Below are 14,698 nucleotides of genomic sequence, written 5' to 3' on the forward strand. Positions count from 1 at the left end.
CGGCCAAGACGGGAACTGGTCGGGAACTGGTCGGGCACTGATGTTGTTGGCAATTCCCTCAGGAACTCAGCTTGCGAAGAGACCGTTGGAAACACCGCGGAAAGGTGAAGCATGGCTAGAGAACACACGCGCGCGCTCAGCGATGTCCTTGACCAACTGGAGAGTTCAGCCCACGGCGAGAGCATTGCTGTGCAGGAGGTTATTGAGAAACTCGGCCACAAATCCTTTGCTTCACTAATGCTGGTTTTCTCTCTGATCTCCACCTCTCCGGCCAGCGCCATCCCCGGCATCACGGCGACAGTCGCTGTGATTGTCTTGATCTTGGTTGTGCAGATGATCATCGGGCGGAATTGCGTGTGGCTGCCTGATTTCATTACCCGACGCCACATGTCCACCACGAAGCTCTGCAAGGGGATCAGCTGGCTGCGCAAGCCCGTGCGCTTCGTCGAGCGGCTTTTGAGACCACGGCTCACCTTTCTTCTCCACCGGCCGTGGCTCCTTCTCCCGCTGGTTCTGATCCTAGCACTAACGCTGTTCATGCCATTCATGGAGGTGATCCCGACCTCGGGCTCGATTGCCTCGGCAGTCATCGCGTTTTTCGCGGCCGGCCTTCTGACTCGCGACGGCGGGCTCGTCTTGGTTTCACTGATCCTGCTGCTGGCAGTGCCGGTGGCCGTCTGGCACTTCGGCTTCAGTGCCTGAACCCCACTGTTGGGGCGGGTGCCGGAGTAAGATTGTCAAAGGCCACCATTTCGATCCTTGGACCATTCTGCCGCGCACTGAACGTCAGCTCTGATCGCCAGGCTCTGTTGCATCAACTTCTTGAGGCACAAGCCGTAGCGTGTTTGTTTGCTTGGCAGGCTACCACATCCTGTGGCTTGGCAGGTTAATGAAACAGAGCCGTTCAATCGCCTGTCAGGCTTTATGGGAAACATTGCATCAGCTGCGGAACCTAAGTCCAGTCCAAGACCAATTTTGGATCGAATACCGGCCAGTTGCTTTCGCCCTGAGGGCAAGATACCTTCACCATAAGAATAACGACAGATCAGACCCGGAGGGTCGGCAGTCGGGAGAAGCGCTCTTGAGTCCGCAGGCAGCGGCGACGCTATGCGTCGCGGTGAGGGATGGCGCATACGGGCACGACAGGGCCCAACACGCGGCGAGACGGACCGCGGTGACGAATTTTGCCGGACAAGGAACAGCCCCCGCAACCCGACTTGAGCGGGCCGCGATCACGCGTCTCGCTGTTGCCTGTCCCTCTGCTGCTCGACCTTCAGGGAAGCGCCGATGACCATAGTCCTTAAAGGCGTCTCGAAGAAGGTCGGAGCCTCCACGCATATCGACGATGTCACTCTCGCCCTAGAGCGCGGTTCGCTGAACGTGCTTCTCGGTGCCACGTTGTCCGGGAAGACCTCTCTCATGCGGCTCATGGCAGGGCTCGATGCGCCGACGAGCGGTCGCGTGCTGGTCGACGGCACAGATGTGACGGGCTGGCCTGTGCAGCGCCGCAGCGTGGCGATGGTCTATCAGCAGTTCATCAATTATCCCTCGCTCACCGTCTACGAGAACATCGCCTCGCCCCTGCGCGTCTCTGGCGTCGCCAGGAGCGAGGTCGACACCCGGGTGCGCGAGGCCGCCAAGCTGCTGAAGCTCGAAGCCTATCTCGACCGCAAGCCGCTCAACCTCTCGGGCGGCCAGCAGCAGCGGACCGCCATCGCACGGGCCCTGGTGAAGGGCGCCGATCTCGTCCTCCTCGACGAGCCGCTGGCGAACCTCGACTACAAGCTGCGCGAGGAGCTGCGTGAGGAGCTGCCGCGGGTGTTTGCCGCCTCAGGCGCCATCTTCGTCTATGCCACGACCGAACCATCGGAAGCCCTGCTCCTTGGCGGCAACACGGCCACCCTGTTCCAGGGCCGGGTGACGCAGTTCGGGCCGACCCCGCAGGTCTACCGCCAACCTCGCGATCTGGTCACCGCCCGCGTCTTCTCGGACCCGCCGCTCAACACCCTCACGGCCCGCAAGGCGGACGGGACCGCCACCTTGAGCACGGGCGGGCAGATCCCCGCGACCGGACCTCTCGCCAGCGTTCCCGACGGCGAATACATCGTCGGGTTCCGGGCGCATCATCTGACTCTCGAGCCTGTGCGGACCCATGAGATCACCATCGAATCGAACGTGTCGGTCGCCGAGATCACGGGCTCCGAAAGCTACGTCCATCTCGACGCGGGCGACCATCGCTTCGTGGCCCTGGTACCGGGTGTGAGGCGCCTGGAGCCGAAATCGCCGGTCACCGCCTATCTCGATCCCCGCCGCCTCTTCCTCTTCGACGTCGATGGCCGACTCGCCGCGGCAGATCCCGCCCAGAAAGCCGCGTGAGGAAAGACCGATGGCCCGCATCACGCTCGATCACCTCGCCCATGCCTACAAGGCCGATCCCCACACTGCGGAGGATTACGCCCTCAAGGAGATCAACCACATCTGGAGCCAGGGCGGCGCCTATGCCCTGCTGGGGCCTTCGGGCTGCGGCAAGACGACCCTGCTCAACATCATCTCCGGCCTCGTGCGCCCCACGCGCGGACGCGTGCTCTTCGACGACCTCGACGTGACGGACCTGGCCACGGAGGCGCGCAACATCGCGCAGGTGTTCCAGTTCCCCGTCGTCTACGACACCATGACGGTGCGCGAGAACCTCGCCTTTCCGCTCAAGAACCGAAACGTACCGCGCGACCGGACGGCCCGGCGGGTGGAGGAGATTGCCGGCCTCCTCGACCTCACCCGTGTGCTCGACCGCAAGGCGAGCAATCTCACGGCCGACATGAAGCAGAAGATCTCCCTCGGCCGCGGCCTCATACGCCCCGACGTAGCGGCGATCCTGTTCGACGAGCCGCTCACCGTCATCGACCCGCACCTGAAGTGGCAGCTGCGCTTCACCCTGAAGGAGATCCATCGGGCGCTGGACATCACCATGATCTACGTGACGCACGACCAGACGGAGGCGCTCACCTTCGCCGACAAGGTCGTGGTCATGCATGACGGCGCCGTGGTTCAGACCGGCACCCCGGACGAGCTGTTCGAACGCCCGGCACATACCTTCGTGGGCCACTTCATCGGCTCGCCAGGCATGAACATCCTGCCCTGCCGCGTCGAGGGCGCCACCGCCATCATCGGCAGCACGATGATTCCTCTCCGGTGCGCCTATCGCACCATGTCCGGCGGCGAGCATATCGAGCTCGGAATCCGGCCCGAGTTCGTTCAGCTCCAGCCGAAGGGGGCGGGCCTGCCCGTCCAGGTGCGGCGCATCGACGATATCGGGCGGGCGCGCATCGCCCGCGTGGAGCTGGGTGGCCGCCCCCTTGCCGCAAGCGTTCCCGACGGCGTCTCCATCGAAGGAAGCGAGGCCTCTCTCGTGCTCGATCCGAACCACGTCCACATCTACGCCAACGGGCACCTGGTCGCCGGCGAAACCTCGGGGGGACGCGCGGCATGACGAAAACCGTCAACAACAAGGCCTGGTTCTTCGTCCTGCCGGTCTTCGCCATCGTCGCGTTCTCCGCCGTCCTGCCGCTGATGACGGTGGTCAACTATTCGGTTCAGGACACCTTCGGCAACAACCAGTTCTTCTGGAACGGCATCGGCTGGTTCCAGGAACTGCTCGATCCGTCGAGCCAGCTCGGCGAGCAGTTCCTATCCTCGCTCATGCGCACGCTGCTGTTCTCCTTCATCATCCTGATGATCGAAGTGCCCCTCGGCATCGCGGTCGCTTTGTCCATGCCGCGTGAGGGCTGGACGGTGGCGCTCTGCCTCGTGCTCATGGCGCTGCCGCTGCTCATTCCGTGGAACGTGGTCGGTACCATCTGGCAGGTCTTCGCCCGCGGCGACATCGGCCTCCTCGGTTGGGTCGTCAATCGCCTGGGGATCGACTACAACTACACGGGCGATCCGCTCGACGCCTGGGTGACGATCATCGTCATGGATGTGTGGCACTGGACGAGCCTCGTCGCCCTCCTCTGTTATGCCGGGCTGAAGTCCATTCCGGACGCGTATTACCAGGCCGCCCGCATCGATGGCGCTTCCCGCTGGGCCGTGTTCCGCACGATCCAGCTGCCGAAGATGCGCCGCGTTCTGCTGATCGCGGTGCTGCTGCGGTTCATGGATTCCTTCATGATCTACACCGAGCCGTTCGTCCTCACCGGAGGCGGCCCAGGCAACGCCACCACCTTCCTTTCCATCGATCTTGTGAAGCTGGCCCTGGGGCAGTTCGACCTCGGCAAGGCCGCCGCCATGTCGCTGGTGTACAACCTGATCATCCTCGCCATCTGCTGGGTCTTCTACACCGTGATGACCAACGTGGATGCCGGACGCGAGAGAGTTGAAGCATGACTGGTACCATCGCTGTCGGCTCCTCCGACGTGAAGTCCACTGCCAGGCCCACAGTCGCCAACCGCGCCCTGTCGGGCCCGCGCGTGAGCGGCCGCGTCGTGGTGATGACCCTTTACCTCCTGTTCCTGATGCTGCCGATCTACTGGCTCGTCAACATGAGCCTGAAGACCAACATGGAGATCACCTCCGGCCTGACCCTCTGGCCCCGCGACATCACCTTCGACAACTACGTCAAGATCTTCACGGACGAGAGCTGGTATTCGGGATACATCAACTCGCTGACCTACGTGATCATCAATACGGTGCTGTCGATCTCCTTCGCGCTGCCGGCGGCCTATGCCTTTTCCCGCTACAGGTTCCTGGGTGACAAGCACCTGTTCTTCTGGCTGCTGACCAACCGCATGGCGCCGCCGGCGGTGTTCGCCCTGCCCTTCTTCAACCTCTATTCCGCCATCGGCCTCTTCGACACTCCCTGGGCCGTGGCCCTGGCGCATTGCCTGTTCAATGTGCCGCTCGCGGTGTGGATTCTCGAAGGCTTCATGTCCGGCGTGCCGCGGGAGATCGATGAGACCGCTGCCATCGACGGCTATTCCTTCCCGCGCTTCTTCGTGAAGATCTTCATGCCGCTGATCGCGTCCGGCATCGGCGTGGCGGCCTTCTTCTGTTTCATGTTCTCGTGGGTCGAACTGCTCCTGGCGCGCACGCTCACATCCGTGACCGCGAAACCCATCGCCGCCACCATGACGCGCACCGTCTCGGCCGCCGGCATGGACTGGGGCCTTTTGGCCGCCGCCGGCGTGCTGACCATCGTGCCCGGCGCGCTCGTCATCTGGTTCGTCCGCAGCTACATCGCCAAGGGCTTCGCCCTTGGCCGGGTCTGAAGGAGAACGTCATGCCTGATCTCGCTTGGATGGCCTGGACCTGGCAGACCGGCCTTTTCTTCGCAGCCATTGCAAGCCTGTTGCTTATCATGACGGGACTTGCCATTTACCGGCCAGAAACAGAGCGCGTCGGCATCCTGCGCATTCCCACCACGCGCGGCGACCGTCTGTTCATCTCGCTTTTGGGCTCTGCTTTCATCCACCTCGCCTGGCTCGGGCTCGTCGGTCCGGACCTGTGGTGGGCGTCTGCACTTTCGCTCCTCTACGCGGCAGCGGTGTTCCGCTACGTGTGAAGACAGAAGCATCAAGACCTTCGGTTCACCCGAACGGAAGGGACAAGACCGGCAGACAAGCTGGCTAGGGGGTAATCTGGGAGGAAAAGAATGAAGCTCACCCAATCTCACCGGCGCTTGAAGCTCTTCGTTTCGACAAGCGTCGTCGCCATGGTGCTCGGCACCGGTGCCGCTCTCGCCGGCATGGAAGAGGCTCGCCGCTGGATCGACAGCGAGTTCCAACCCTCGACGCTCTCGAAGGACGAGCAGCTGAAGGAGATGGAATGGTTCGTGAATGCCGCGAAGCCCTTCGCCGGTATGGAAATCAATGTGGTCTCGGAGACCATCACGACCCATGAGTACGAGGCGCGCACGCTTGCCAAGGCGTTCTCGGAAATCACCGGCATCAAGCTCACCCACGACCTGATCCAGGAAGGCGACGTGGTGGAGAAGATCCAGACCCAGATGCAGTCGGGCCGCAACATCTACGACGCCTGGGTCAACGACTCCGACCTTATCGGCACCCACTTCCGCTACAAGCAGGCGGTGGCACTCGACGACTGGATGGCAGGCGAAGGCAAGGACGTGACCTCGCCGACGCTGGACATCAACGACTTCATCGGCAAGTCCTTCACCACGGCGCCGGACGGCAAGATGTACCAGCTGCCGGACCAGCAATTCGCGAACCTGTACTGGTTCCGCTACGACTGGTTCCAGCGCCCGGACCTGAAGGAGAAGTTCAAGGCCAAATACGGCTACGATCTCGGCGTGCCGGTGAACTGGTCGGCCTATGAGGACATCGCGGAATTCTTCACCAACGACGTGAAGGAGATCGATGGCGTCAAGGTCTACGGCCACATGGATTACGGCAAGAAGGACCCGTCGCTGGGCTGGCGCTTCACCGATGCCTGGCTCTCCATGGCAGGCAACGGCGACAAGGGCATTCCCAACGGCCTGCCCGTGGACGAGTGGGGCATCCGCATGGAAGGTTGCCGCCCGGTCGGTTCATCGGTCGATCGCGGCGGCGACACCAACGGCCCCGCGGCGGTGTATTCCATCACCAAGTACCTCGACTGGCTGAAGAAATATGCTCCCCCGCAGGCGGGCGGTATGACCTTCTCCGAGTCGGGCCCCGTGCCGGCGCAGGGCAACATCGCCCAGCAGATGTTCTGGTACACGGCCTTCACGGCCGACATGGTAAAGCCGGGCCTGCCGGTGGTGAACGCGGACGGCACGCCGAAATGGCGCATGGCTCCCTCGCCGAAGGGCGCATACTGGAAGGAGGGCATGAAGCTCGGCTACCAGGATGCGGGCTCCTGGACGCTGCTGAAGTCCACGCCCGTCGAGCGCCGCAAGGCGGCTTGGCTTTACGCGCAGTTCGTGACCTCCAAGACGGTCTCGCTGAAGAAGAGCCATGTGGGCCTCACCTTCATCCGCGAGAGCGACATCTGGCACCAGTCCATGACGGAGCGCGCTCCCAAGCTCGGAGGTCTCGTCGAGTTCTACCGCTCGCCCGCCCGCGTGCAATGGACGCCGACCGGCAACAACATCCCGGACTATCCCAAGCTGGCACAGCTCTGGTGGCAGAACATCGGTGACGCGGCCTCCGGCGCCAAGACCCCGCAGCAGGCGATGGACTCGCTCGCCGCCGCCCAGGACGACGTGCTCACCCGCCTCGAGCGCGCCAACGTTCAGGGCGAGTGCGGACCGAAGATGAACCCCAAGACCTCGGCCGAGGAATGGTTCAGGAATGCCGAAGCCGCCGGCACCATCGCGCCCCAGCGCAAGCTGGCGAACGAGAAGCCGAAGGGCGAGACGGTGGATTACGACACGCTCATCAAGAGCTGGCCGGCCAATCCGCCCAAGCGCAGCTGATCGCGAAAGGCCCCGCCCTTGCGGGCGGGGCCTTACAGCACGAACCAATTCTTCTGGGGACTGTCGCATTAACCTTGGCGGTGTAATCCGGAGCGGCCAACTGAGGAGCCGTTCCGTTGTTGATTTTCAAGCGCCGCCGCTTTCCCGTTGAGATCATCCTGCTGTGCGTCCGCTGGTAATGCAAATACGGGATCAGCTATCGGGATGTCGCCGAAATGAGGATCCGTCGCAAATCCGAAGCAGGGGCGAGAAAATAGCAGATGTTTGTGATCTGCTCATGCGGCGAGCATGTCAAACTGCTCGGCAAGTGACGGCTGCGAACGGCAGGCGTAGGATGTCGCCGAGGACCTTCCGCGCTTTACCGAGGAGGACTATAACCGCCAGAGGCTCCACTCGGCCCTCTGAGCCCGAAGCAGTTTGAGAGTCAACACGCCCGGCAGACAGTCAATCCTGAGGCATGATCACTGCCCACTCCGAGGGGCGCACTCCACATCATGCTTCCTCTTGTCCCTCATGCCATGCGGCAAGCGGCGGAATCGAGCGTCTACAGGCAGGGATTCCGTGACCGAATAGGGCTCATTATCGTGATTGCCCATCCAGCGATCGTCCGTTAACTGGAGGGAAGTGAGCGGCATTTACCTTCAGGAACGGACCTCATGGCGACACGACCGAAGCAAGACGAATACCAGACCGAAGGCAAGGCACAGGTCAGTACGCCTGAACTCGACCGTCTCGAGAGGCTCGCAAGCGCAGCAGCTACATCCGCTCAAGCCAAGCAATGGAAAGCGCGCAAGAATGGCTTACAGGATCTGGACGAGCCGTCCGAAGTGCGCAGCCTCAATCATGATGCGGAAGCCAGGGCACAAGCTGAAGCAGCGATGCAGCAGATGATGGCGAAGGCAAAAGGCAAGGGGCGCCGTTGGTAAGTAGTGGTGCAGTGCTGCAACGGCACAACACTAAAGCGTGTAGCAGTTTTGCCTCGTTTGGGGGCGATGTGGATACCTCAGTCAGCATCTTTCGAGGCGCTCCTGCCGAGGAGGGATCCGCGAAGCTATTAGGATTAGCTAAAGCGAAGCAGAGTGCCTCCGGTCCCGTGCTGTGTAAGGCGATAAGGATGGTAGTGCATCCGTGCTCCCTCTTGCCCCTCCAGTCACCGGCTGCGCAGGCGAGTCTGAACACTCTTAGTGACAAAGGCGTACCACTCGGAGGTGATTGGTTACGCTGCGACTTTCATCAGGTTGGTGGCCAGCTCTCTGGCTTGTTCTTTCGTCATGGTGATGTCAAAGGATGGCCCGCCGACGGTTGTGAATGCTACTGCTATCTTGTCACCTTCCGCCGCAGCCACGCCCGTGCCCGCAAAGTCTTCCAGGGTCAGCATCAGAAATTCGGGTTCGGCTCCTAGATTGTCCTTATCGGCCATTGTTCGCTCCTCGTGTGCAGCGGGTAATCCCGCTGCTCGTCAAACTCGCCTATTCTCGAAATGATCCAATTCCGACCGGGCGAATAATGCTGCGACGACACTTCCCCAATGGCAACGACCCGTCAACACGTTCGGAGCCAGCTTCGGCTTCTTGACGTCTGCACGGTACTGGGTCTGCCGTTCACCGTGCCAGTCGGTGTGTGGTCTGAAACGCGCTCTGCCCCAGGCTGGAACAAGAACTGCTCCCAAACATACGATTGGGTCCATAAGCTCGTACCAGAGAGGGACCTGCGCAAGAACGACCGTGCCGAGAACCCCGTCAGGTGGTGTGACAATGCGACCATAGTATCCAGGGCCTCAAGTCGACCGGGTCCGCACAGCGCTCCCTCTCCATCAATTTTTGGATCAATAACTTCTATCTCCATAGTCACCTAATCTCCCGCCGAACCCTCTGCCTCTTCCGCGGAGGCCGTGAACCAGTGGTAAGTGGCAGCTGCCGGTGCCTAAGCCAGCTTCTGGTCCTGACTTCTCTGGCACCCGGCCAAGCTCCCGTGACAAAGCCGTCATGCCTAGGGCCGCGCACCTGCTGCTGGTGCAAATAGGCGACGCCCACCTAAGAGAGCTCACTTAATGAACCCGCGACAGAGTATGGGATATCGTGTGAACGGGCCTCGATCACGAACGTGACGCTGGCGCCGATCTCCTCAATATCCGATATAGACTGGACCCAACGTCTATTGTCAGCTCCCGGAGGTCAGTGGCTTTACCGATCTTCAAGGCAGCCTTCTCATGCACTGGCAGGTGATCTGATGTCTGCGGGGGCATGCGTTGAACGGCCTGCTTACCATGGTGTCTCGCCGCTCGGTTCGACGAACTGGCCGGAAGGCGCATCTTCACCAACCAGTGCATATGTAACCGGCAGTCGTGCGCCTTCTTCAGGGGTCATGAAGCCGCTATGCCCGGTCAAATCCGTCTTCACGAAGCCGGGGCTCACTGAATTCACAACGATTGACGTGCCGCGCAGTTCTTGCGCCAGTTGCACGGTCAGCATGTTCAGTGCCGCCTTGGAGGCATTATAGCCGATCAAACGCGCAGAGTAGTACGGAGACGCCGGATCGCCATTGAGCGTCAGCGAACCGAGAGAGCTTGACAGGTTGACGATCCGTGCTGCCGGTGACTGACGCAGGAGGGGCAGCATCGCCTGAGTCACCGCCAGGGTGCCGACAAAATTCGTGTCCATGATCCGGCGAACGGCCTCAGGGGAGGACATAGACGGCGGACCGTCCGCCGCGTCGACGATGCCCGCATTGTTTACCAGAATGTCAAGCCTGCCGTGTTCCGCTCGGATCCTCTCGGCAGCCGCTGTGATGCTCACATCATCATTGAGGTCGAGCTGCACGGATTGCGCTGGTAGCCCTTGGGAAGAGAGATCCTCGACTGCCCACTTCGCCCTTGCGGGATCGCGGGCACCGATGATGACGAAGACTCCGCCTTGCGCAAGCTGGCGGGCGATCTCCCGTCCAATGCCCTTGTTCGCGCCCGTGACGAGGGCGATGCGGTTAGTCTTGACCATGGATAGCTCCTCCAGATTTCGGGGTCTTGAGATAACCCAGAATATGAAGGATGCTTCAGTTTGAGGATTCGCTTATGGCGTCGAGCCACCCTGCCCATCTAAAACCCCGAAAACGGCCGCGTCAGGCGCGGGCCACGGTGACGGTCGACGCCATTTTCGAAGCGACCATTCAGGTTTTGGTGACCGATGGTCCCCATCGATTGACGACCACACGGGTGGCTGAGCGAGCTGGTGTCTCTGTCGGCACCATGTATCAGTATTTCCCTCACAAGCAGGCGCTATTCTATGTCCTGAATGAGCGCTACCTGGATGCTTTGGCTAAGAAGGTGGAGAGCGCCTGTCTGGCACAACATGGCGCGCCGATCGACCAGATGGTCGAAGCGCTAGTAACAACTTATTGGAACGCCAAGATGGAACGGGCAGAAGTGACCCGCGCTCTCTACCGATCAGTTGTAGAGCTCAACAACGAACCCCTGATTGAGGCTTTCGGCCGCCGTGTGGACGCCGCGACCACTGCGATGCTCGCAAGTGCACGCGAAACCGTTTTCGCCGATTTAGCAACCGTTAATCTAACGCTTTTGACCTCGATCTTCGGCACAGTTCGCAGCGTTTTCGAGCGCAACCTGTCCGACCACGAAGCTCGTGCAGTGCATAGACAGCTGATCTTGATGTGCAACGCTTATCTCCAAGCGATCAGATTACCTGTGCACAGTGCAGTAACCAGTGATCCTGCGACGCGCCCGTCGGCTCCGGCTTGAGATGTTGCGCATTCTCCTAAACCCAGACTGGCACAACAACGACCTAAGGTCCCAAAGCAGCACGACTGTAGCCTCTGAGCGAGTAGCCCATCACGTACCGGAGCGCTGTGGTGAAAGCGCTCTCCAACTCGTAGCTAATTGAACGGGCAGTTCGGACCAACGGCTCTCGGGAGGTGATCAGGCGCTTGGTACTTCGTCCAGTCTTTGTTTCCCATGTGCCAGGGTTTATAACCGATCTGCTCGGCCTAACTCGGCTCACCGCTTAGTTGTCGAAAAATTTCTGAAGGCCCATCTGCTCCTTTGTTGTCGGCAAGGCTAGCATCGTCAGGATGCGAGCCTTGTCACCAGACAGATCACCTGCGAACACCGCACCAGCCTTCTGGAGTGTGTTTCCACCGCCCTTAAAGCCATAAACCGGTAAGGCACGTCCGTTGGGGACTTTTGTGGCGATAACCACCGGGACACCCTTGTCGATCGCGTACTTGATTGCGTCATGCATGGCCTCGTTGACGTTGCCCCAGCCATAGGCCTCCACCACAATAGCCTCGGCTCCCGTATCAGCGGCGTGCCTAACATAGCTGCCATCCGCTCCGGAATACATCGGAATCAGGTCAACCCGTGGCAGGCGCTCAGGAAGGGAAAGCTGCTGCCGGCGAAGAGGTGCGCGATTGAAGACGACTCTATCCTCATCGACATAGCCGAGGTATCCTGCATCGCCAGACGTGAAGGTCTGAACATTGCTGGTATGGGCTTTACGGACATCCCGGGCAGCGTTGATGTAGCTGTTCAGCGTAACTGTTACTCCCTTGCCCTTGGACTCCTCTGCCAGGACTTGCCGGACTGCATTCAGGAGATTGCGCGGGCCGTCACTATCCCAATCTGAAGCATTCCGCTGTGCGCCGACCGCAACGACTGGCTTATCGCTGTTAAGAGTCAGGTCAAGAAAATAGGCCGTCTGGTCGAGCGTGTCCGTCCCGTGGGTGATGACGGCGCCGACAACATTAGGGTCCGTTAGTACCTCTTCGACCTTTTTAGCCAGACTCGGCCAGCGGTCTGGCCCCATATAGTCGCTCGGGACATTGCTGAATTCGACCACTCGAACATTGGCGATGTCCTTCAACTTGGGCACCGCAGCGGTGAGATCCTCCCCAGAGAGTGCTGGGACGGGCGCCCTGGTTGCTGGGTCAATCTTCATGGCAATGGTGCCGCCGGTGGCCACAACAGCCACCGTTGGGCGCTCTTGAGCGTCCGATGTTGGGGCCCAGATTGCGACAGCAAGAAAAGTGCAACACGCGAGCCCTCTTGCATTGAAAAGAGTGTTCACTCTTTTTCTCCTTTTGCTGGCTAGTGGGATTCATTAGCGCTGTTCCGGTGCTCCATATTCGAGGAGCACCGGCCATATGTGCTGCCAGTTTCGTTACGGGATCGGCACGAACGTGATGGCGTCGCGAGCAGCCCGCTCGACCGCTTCTCGAGAGTATACAAGCGGTACGTATTCGCCTGCAGCCCAGATCGGTGCCAAGTCCCGGTAGTGGGCACTGAAGGGGTTCCCTGATTGCCCAGGTGTGTTGATGACGACACTCTCATCCCAGTTCCCAACATCCAGCACCATCCGGAACGAGGCACCGGAGGTAATGCGGAAGTCGGAAAGGCGGTATGAGGCCGCACGTGGGCTGAAGGCAGAGCCGCCCATTGCCAGTCGGCCTACGGTCATTTGAGCCCGGGTCGGATCATCGGCCAATGGAGCCAAGGCGTGCTCGAATTGAGCATGGTGGAGTTTGCCCCACGCCCAGGTCGAGACGTCCGGCCCAAGAAGCTGCCGGACCTCATTTATCGCACTATTCAGGCTCTCTATAAGGATGGCCTGACGTACAACGACTGGATCAGGGCCAAGGGCGCTACCGGGGTTTTCCAGGTAGTCGACCACAGCGGCGATGTCGCTCGTGCCCAGAACGGCCCCGACTTTCTCAGGGAGAGCCTTCGCGACAAGCGCGCGCCCCAGATGCTTGGTCATCCAGACCTCGAACAGAGCTGCCGCCGGACTATCAGCCGATGTACGGAGATCCCAGTCCTTGAGAAGGCGTAGCCCTTCATTCAAGGTTGGATCATCTGTCTTCACAGGCTCAAGCAGCTTGATCAGCCGCCGCCCGTTGACGGTATAATCATCCGTCTGCAGGGCCATGGCATCGGCAAGGGAAATCTTATCCTGAGACGCGAGCACCTCCTTGATGCGGGTGATCCGTGAAGGATCCGACCATTCAAATCCAACCTTGCGTTCTGCAACCGGGTACCCGGCTGGCAGATTCATCTCGTTGGCAGTTGCGAACCATCCGGCCTCCGGATTGTAGAGTTGCGGCAACTCCTCGCCTTTTAAGAAGCCGGACCATTCGTATCGGCCATCGCCAGGAACCGGCATCAGTCCATCCCAGTTTGGGCGCAATGGGGCGCGTCCGCCAACAATCCAGCCGATGTTGCCGGATGCATCGGCATAGACTTGATTCTCCGAGGGAGCACCCCAGTTCGCCATGGCCTTCTTGAAGCCATTCCAGTCCTTTGCTGTCATGTACTCAGCCGAATTGAAGTAGGCCGAAGTGCCGGGCTCGAACCAGACCGAGCGCATCGCGAAGGCTCGTCGCTGCGCGTTATCGGCGTGGAGGATAGGGCCATGCCGTGTGAACCGAAGTTCGACTTCGCGCGGCGCCTCTCCCTTCACCTCGATCGTCTCACGGATTCGCCTCATGTCCTCCCAGCCGTCTCGGTACCGGTACTGGTTGGGGTTTGTCGGATTGATCTCGTAGACGAATAGATCCTCCTGATCGATGGCGAAGATCGTGAGACCGAATGCAATCTGGCCATTGTGCCCGATGGAAATTCCCGGCAGGGCCGGCTCGCCAGCACCGATCACGGATAGGTCGGGTGCATTCAGATGGACGATGTACCGGAGCGATGGGACACCGTGAGCACGGTGAGGATCGTTGGCCAGAATCGGCCGACCGGTCGTCGTGCGGCTAGGAGCAATCGTCCAGTTGTTTGAGCCGATTGTGCTCACGCGATCGCCGGCCTCAGCCAGGAACTTGTCGGGGTCAAGAGATGTACGCTGCTGACCAGGTTTAGTGAATGTGACGGTGCGCGTTGCAAGCTGATAGTCTCTTAATACCTCGCTCGGTACTGAGCAGGGATCCAGGCCCTCCGGAATGCGAGTCGTCCAGTCAGGTTCGATCTTGCGCCGAAATCGGTCCGCCTCGAGGCCGCCCGCGCAGGCCACCCGGGCTCGTGAGACTTCGGATGCCACGTTGCGGGTCAGACCATGACTGCGGATGCGGACGACATCCTCAGGCGTCCAGCGGTCCGGCATAGTGCCAGCGACCCTGAATTCAATTGGGGTAGGCCGGCGGCCACTGTGCACTTCGTCGATACTGCTGGCGAATCCATCATGCACCTGTTGGAAGCGTCATGAGCCTTGTGAATGCTGACTGACGCGTTCGCGCGAGCGGTGTGCCCGCGAACCAAGCCCCTAGCCGGATGAGGTTCATAGCGGC

At 60.7% G+C, this 14,698-nt stretch carries 13 protein-coding genes; 9 read left to right on the forward strand and 4 right to left on the reverse strand.

The window, feature by feature from the left end:
• Nucleotides 1-111: 111 nt before the first annotated feature.
• The 8 genes from ACFOYU_RS19210 (at nucleotide 112) to ACFOYU_RS19245 (ending at nucleotide 8,334) form a co-directional block, all read left to right on the forward strand.
• On the forward strand, nucleotides 112-702 hold the full coding sequence (locus tag ACFOYU_RS19210; RefSeq protein WP_377034841.1) for an exopolysaccharide biosynthesis protein: 591 nt from the start codon (nucleotides 112-114) through the stop codon (nucleotides 700-702).
• Nucleotides 703-1,287: 585 nt separating this feature from the next.
• A complete protein-coding gene (locus ACFOYU_RS19215; protein ID WP_377034842.1) occupies nucleotides 1,288-2,376 on the forward strand; it encodes an ABC transporter ATP-binding protein in 1,089 nt (362 codons plus the stop codon).
• Between the two features lie 10 nt (nucleotides 2,377-2,386).
• Entirely contained in the window at nucleotides 2,387-3,487 is a 1,101-nt protein-coding gene (locus ACFOYU_RS19220; RefSeq protein WP_377034843.1) for an ABC transporter ATP-binding protein, read from the forward strand.
• Nucleotides 3,484-4,380, forward strand: coding sequence for a carbohydrate ABC transporter permease (locus ACFOYU_RS19225; RefSeq protein ID WP_377034844.1), 897 nt, complete (start codon nucleotides 3,484-3,486; stop codon nucleotides 4,378-4,380). Before ACFOYU_RS19220 ends, ACFOYU_RS19225 begins: the two co-directional genes overlap by 4 nt.
• 104 nt (nucleotides 4,381-4,484) lie before the next feature.
• Nucleotides 4,485-5,261, forward strand: coding sequence for a carbohydrate ABC transporter permease (locus ACFOYU_RS19230; protein WP_377034851.1), 777 nt, complete (start codon nucleotides 4,485-4,487; stop codon nucleotides 5,259-5,261).
• Nucleotides 5,262-5,272: 11 nt separating this feature from the next.
• Entirely contained in the window at nucleotides 5,273-5,554 is a 282-nt protein-coding gene (locus ACFOYU_RS19235) for a DUF2160 domain-containing protein (RefSeq protein ID WP_377034845.1), read from the forward strand.
• Between the two features lie 150 nt (nucleotides 5,555-5,704).
• Nucleotides 5,705-7,408 (forward strand): ABC transporter substrate-binding protein, encoded by a 1,704-nt coding sequence (locus tag ACFOYU_RS19240; RefSeq protein ID WP_377034852.1) that lies wholly within the window; start codon nucleotides 5,705-5,707, stop codon nucleotides 7,406-7,408.
• A gap of 656 nt (nucleotides 7,409-8,064) precedes the next feature.
• Nucleotides 8,065-8,334 (forward strand): hypothetical protein, encoded by a 270-nt coding sequence (locus ACFOYU_RS19245; protein WP_377034846.1) that lies wholly within the window; start codon nucleotides 8,065-8,067, stop codon nucleotides 8,332-8,334.
• A gap of 290 nt (nucleotides 8,335-8,624) precedes the next feature.
• Here the strand turns inward: ACFOYU_RS19245 and ACFOYU_RS19250 are convergent, their stop codons facing one another.
• Both ACFOYU_RS19250 and ACFOYU_RS19255 read right to left on the reverse strand, forming a co-directional pair.
• On the reverse strand, nucleotides 8,625-8,828 hold the full coding sequence (locus tag ACFOYU_RS19250) for a hypothetical protein (protein ID WP_377034847.1): 204 nt from the start codon (nucleotides 8,826-8,828) through the stop codon (nucleotides 8,625-8,627).
• An 841-nt stretch (nucleotides 8,829-9,669) separates the two neighbouring features.
• Nucleotides 9,670-10,401, reverse strand: a complete 732-nt coding sequence (locus ACFOYU_RS19255; protein WP_377034848.1) for an SDR family oxidoreductase — start codon at nucleotides 10,399-10,401, stop codon at nucleotides 9,670-9,672.
• A 50-nt stretch (nucleotides 10,402-10,451) separates the two neighbouring features.
• Here ACFOYU_RS19255 and ACFOYU_RS19260 point away from each other — a divergent pair, with 50 nt between their 5' ends.
• The gene (locus ACFOYU_RS19260; protein ID WP_377034849.1) at nucleotides 10,452-11,159 is read left to right on the forward strand and encodes a TetR/AcrR family transcriptional regulator; all 708 of its coding nucleotides are present in this window, start codon (nucleotides 10,452-10,454) and stop codon (nucleotides 11,157-11,159) included.
• A 262-nt stretch (nucleotides 11,160-11,421) separates the two neighbouring features.
• Here ACFOYU_RS19260 and ACFOYU_RS19265 read toward each other — a convergent pair whose 3' ends face one another.
• Nucleotides 11,422-12,426 carry an asparaginase gene (locus ACFOYU_RS19265; protein WP_377034853.1) on the reverse strand — a complete coding sequence of 335 codons (1,005 nt, stop codon included), beginning with the start codon at nucleotides 12,424-12,426 and terminating at the stop codon, nucleotides 11,422-11,424.
• A 150-nt stretch (nucleotides 12,427-12,576) separates the two neighbouring features.
• Nucleotides 12,577-14,598: a penicillin acylase family protein gene (locus tag ACFOYU_RS19270; protein ID WP_377034850.1), complete on the reverse strand. Its 2,022-nt coding sequence runs from the start codon at nucleotides 14,596-14,598 to the stop codon at nucleotides 12,577-12,579.
• Between the last annotated feature and the right edge of the window lie 100 nt (nucleotides 14,599-14,698).

The organism is Microvirga sp. GCM10011540, from assembly GCF_042650665.1.
Taxonomy (GTDB): Bacteria; Pseudomonadota; Alphaproteobacteria; order Rhizobiales; family Beijerinckiaceae; genus Microvirga; species Microvirga lenta.

Bases quoted from the DNA above. Each gene is read 5' to 3' on its own strand.
- ACFOYU_RS19225 (WP_377034844.1), top strand. From the start codon at position 3,484: ATGACGAAAACCGTCAACAACAAGGCCTGGTTCTTCGTCCTGCCGGTC.
- ACFOYU_RS19230 (WP_377034851.1), top strand. From the start codon at position 4,485: ATGACCCTTTACCTCCTGTTCCTGATGCTGCCGATCTACTGGCTCGTC.
- ACFOYU_RS19260 (WP_377034849.1), top strand. From the start codon at position 10,452: ATGCTTCAGTTTGAGGATTCGCTTATGGCGTCGAGCCACCCTGCCCAT.
- ACFOYU_RS19235 (WP_377034845.1), top strand. From the start codon at position 5,273: ATGCCTGATCTCGCTTGGATGGCCTGGACCTGGCAGACCGGCCTTTTC.
- ACFOYU_RS19240 (WP_377034852.1), top strand. From the start codon at position 5,705: ATGGTGCTCGGCACCGGTGCCGCTCTCGCCGGCATGGAAGAGGCTCGC.
- ACFOYU_RS19250 (WP_377034847.1), bottom strand. From the start codon at position 8,828: ATGGCCGATAAGGACAATCTAGGAGCCGAACCCGAATTTCTGATGCTG.
- ACFOYU_RS19220 (WP_377034843.1), top strand. From the start codon at position 2,387: ATGGCCCGCATCACGCTCGATCACCTCGCCCATGCCTACAAGGCCGAT.
- ACFOYU_RS19210 (WP_377034841.1), top strand. From the start codon at position 112: ATGGCTAGAGAACACACGCGCGCGCTCAGCGATGTCCTTGACCAACTG.
- ACFOYU_RS19245 (WP_377034846.1), top strand. From the start codon at position 8,065: ATGGCGACACGACCGAAGCAAGACGAATACCAGACCGAAGGCAAGGCA.
- ACFOYU_RS19215 (WP_377034842.1), top strand. From the start codon at position 1,288: ATGACCATAGTCCTTAAAGGCGTCTCGAAGAAGGTCGGAGCCTCCACG.
- ACFOYU_RS19255 (WP_377034848.1), bottom strand. From the start codon at position 10,401: ATGGTCAAGACTAACCGCATCGCCCTCGTCACGGGCGCGAACAAGGGC.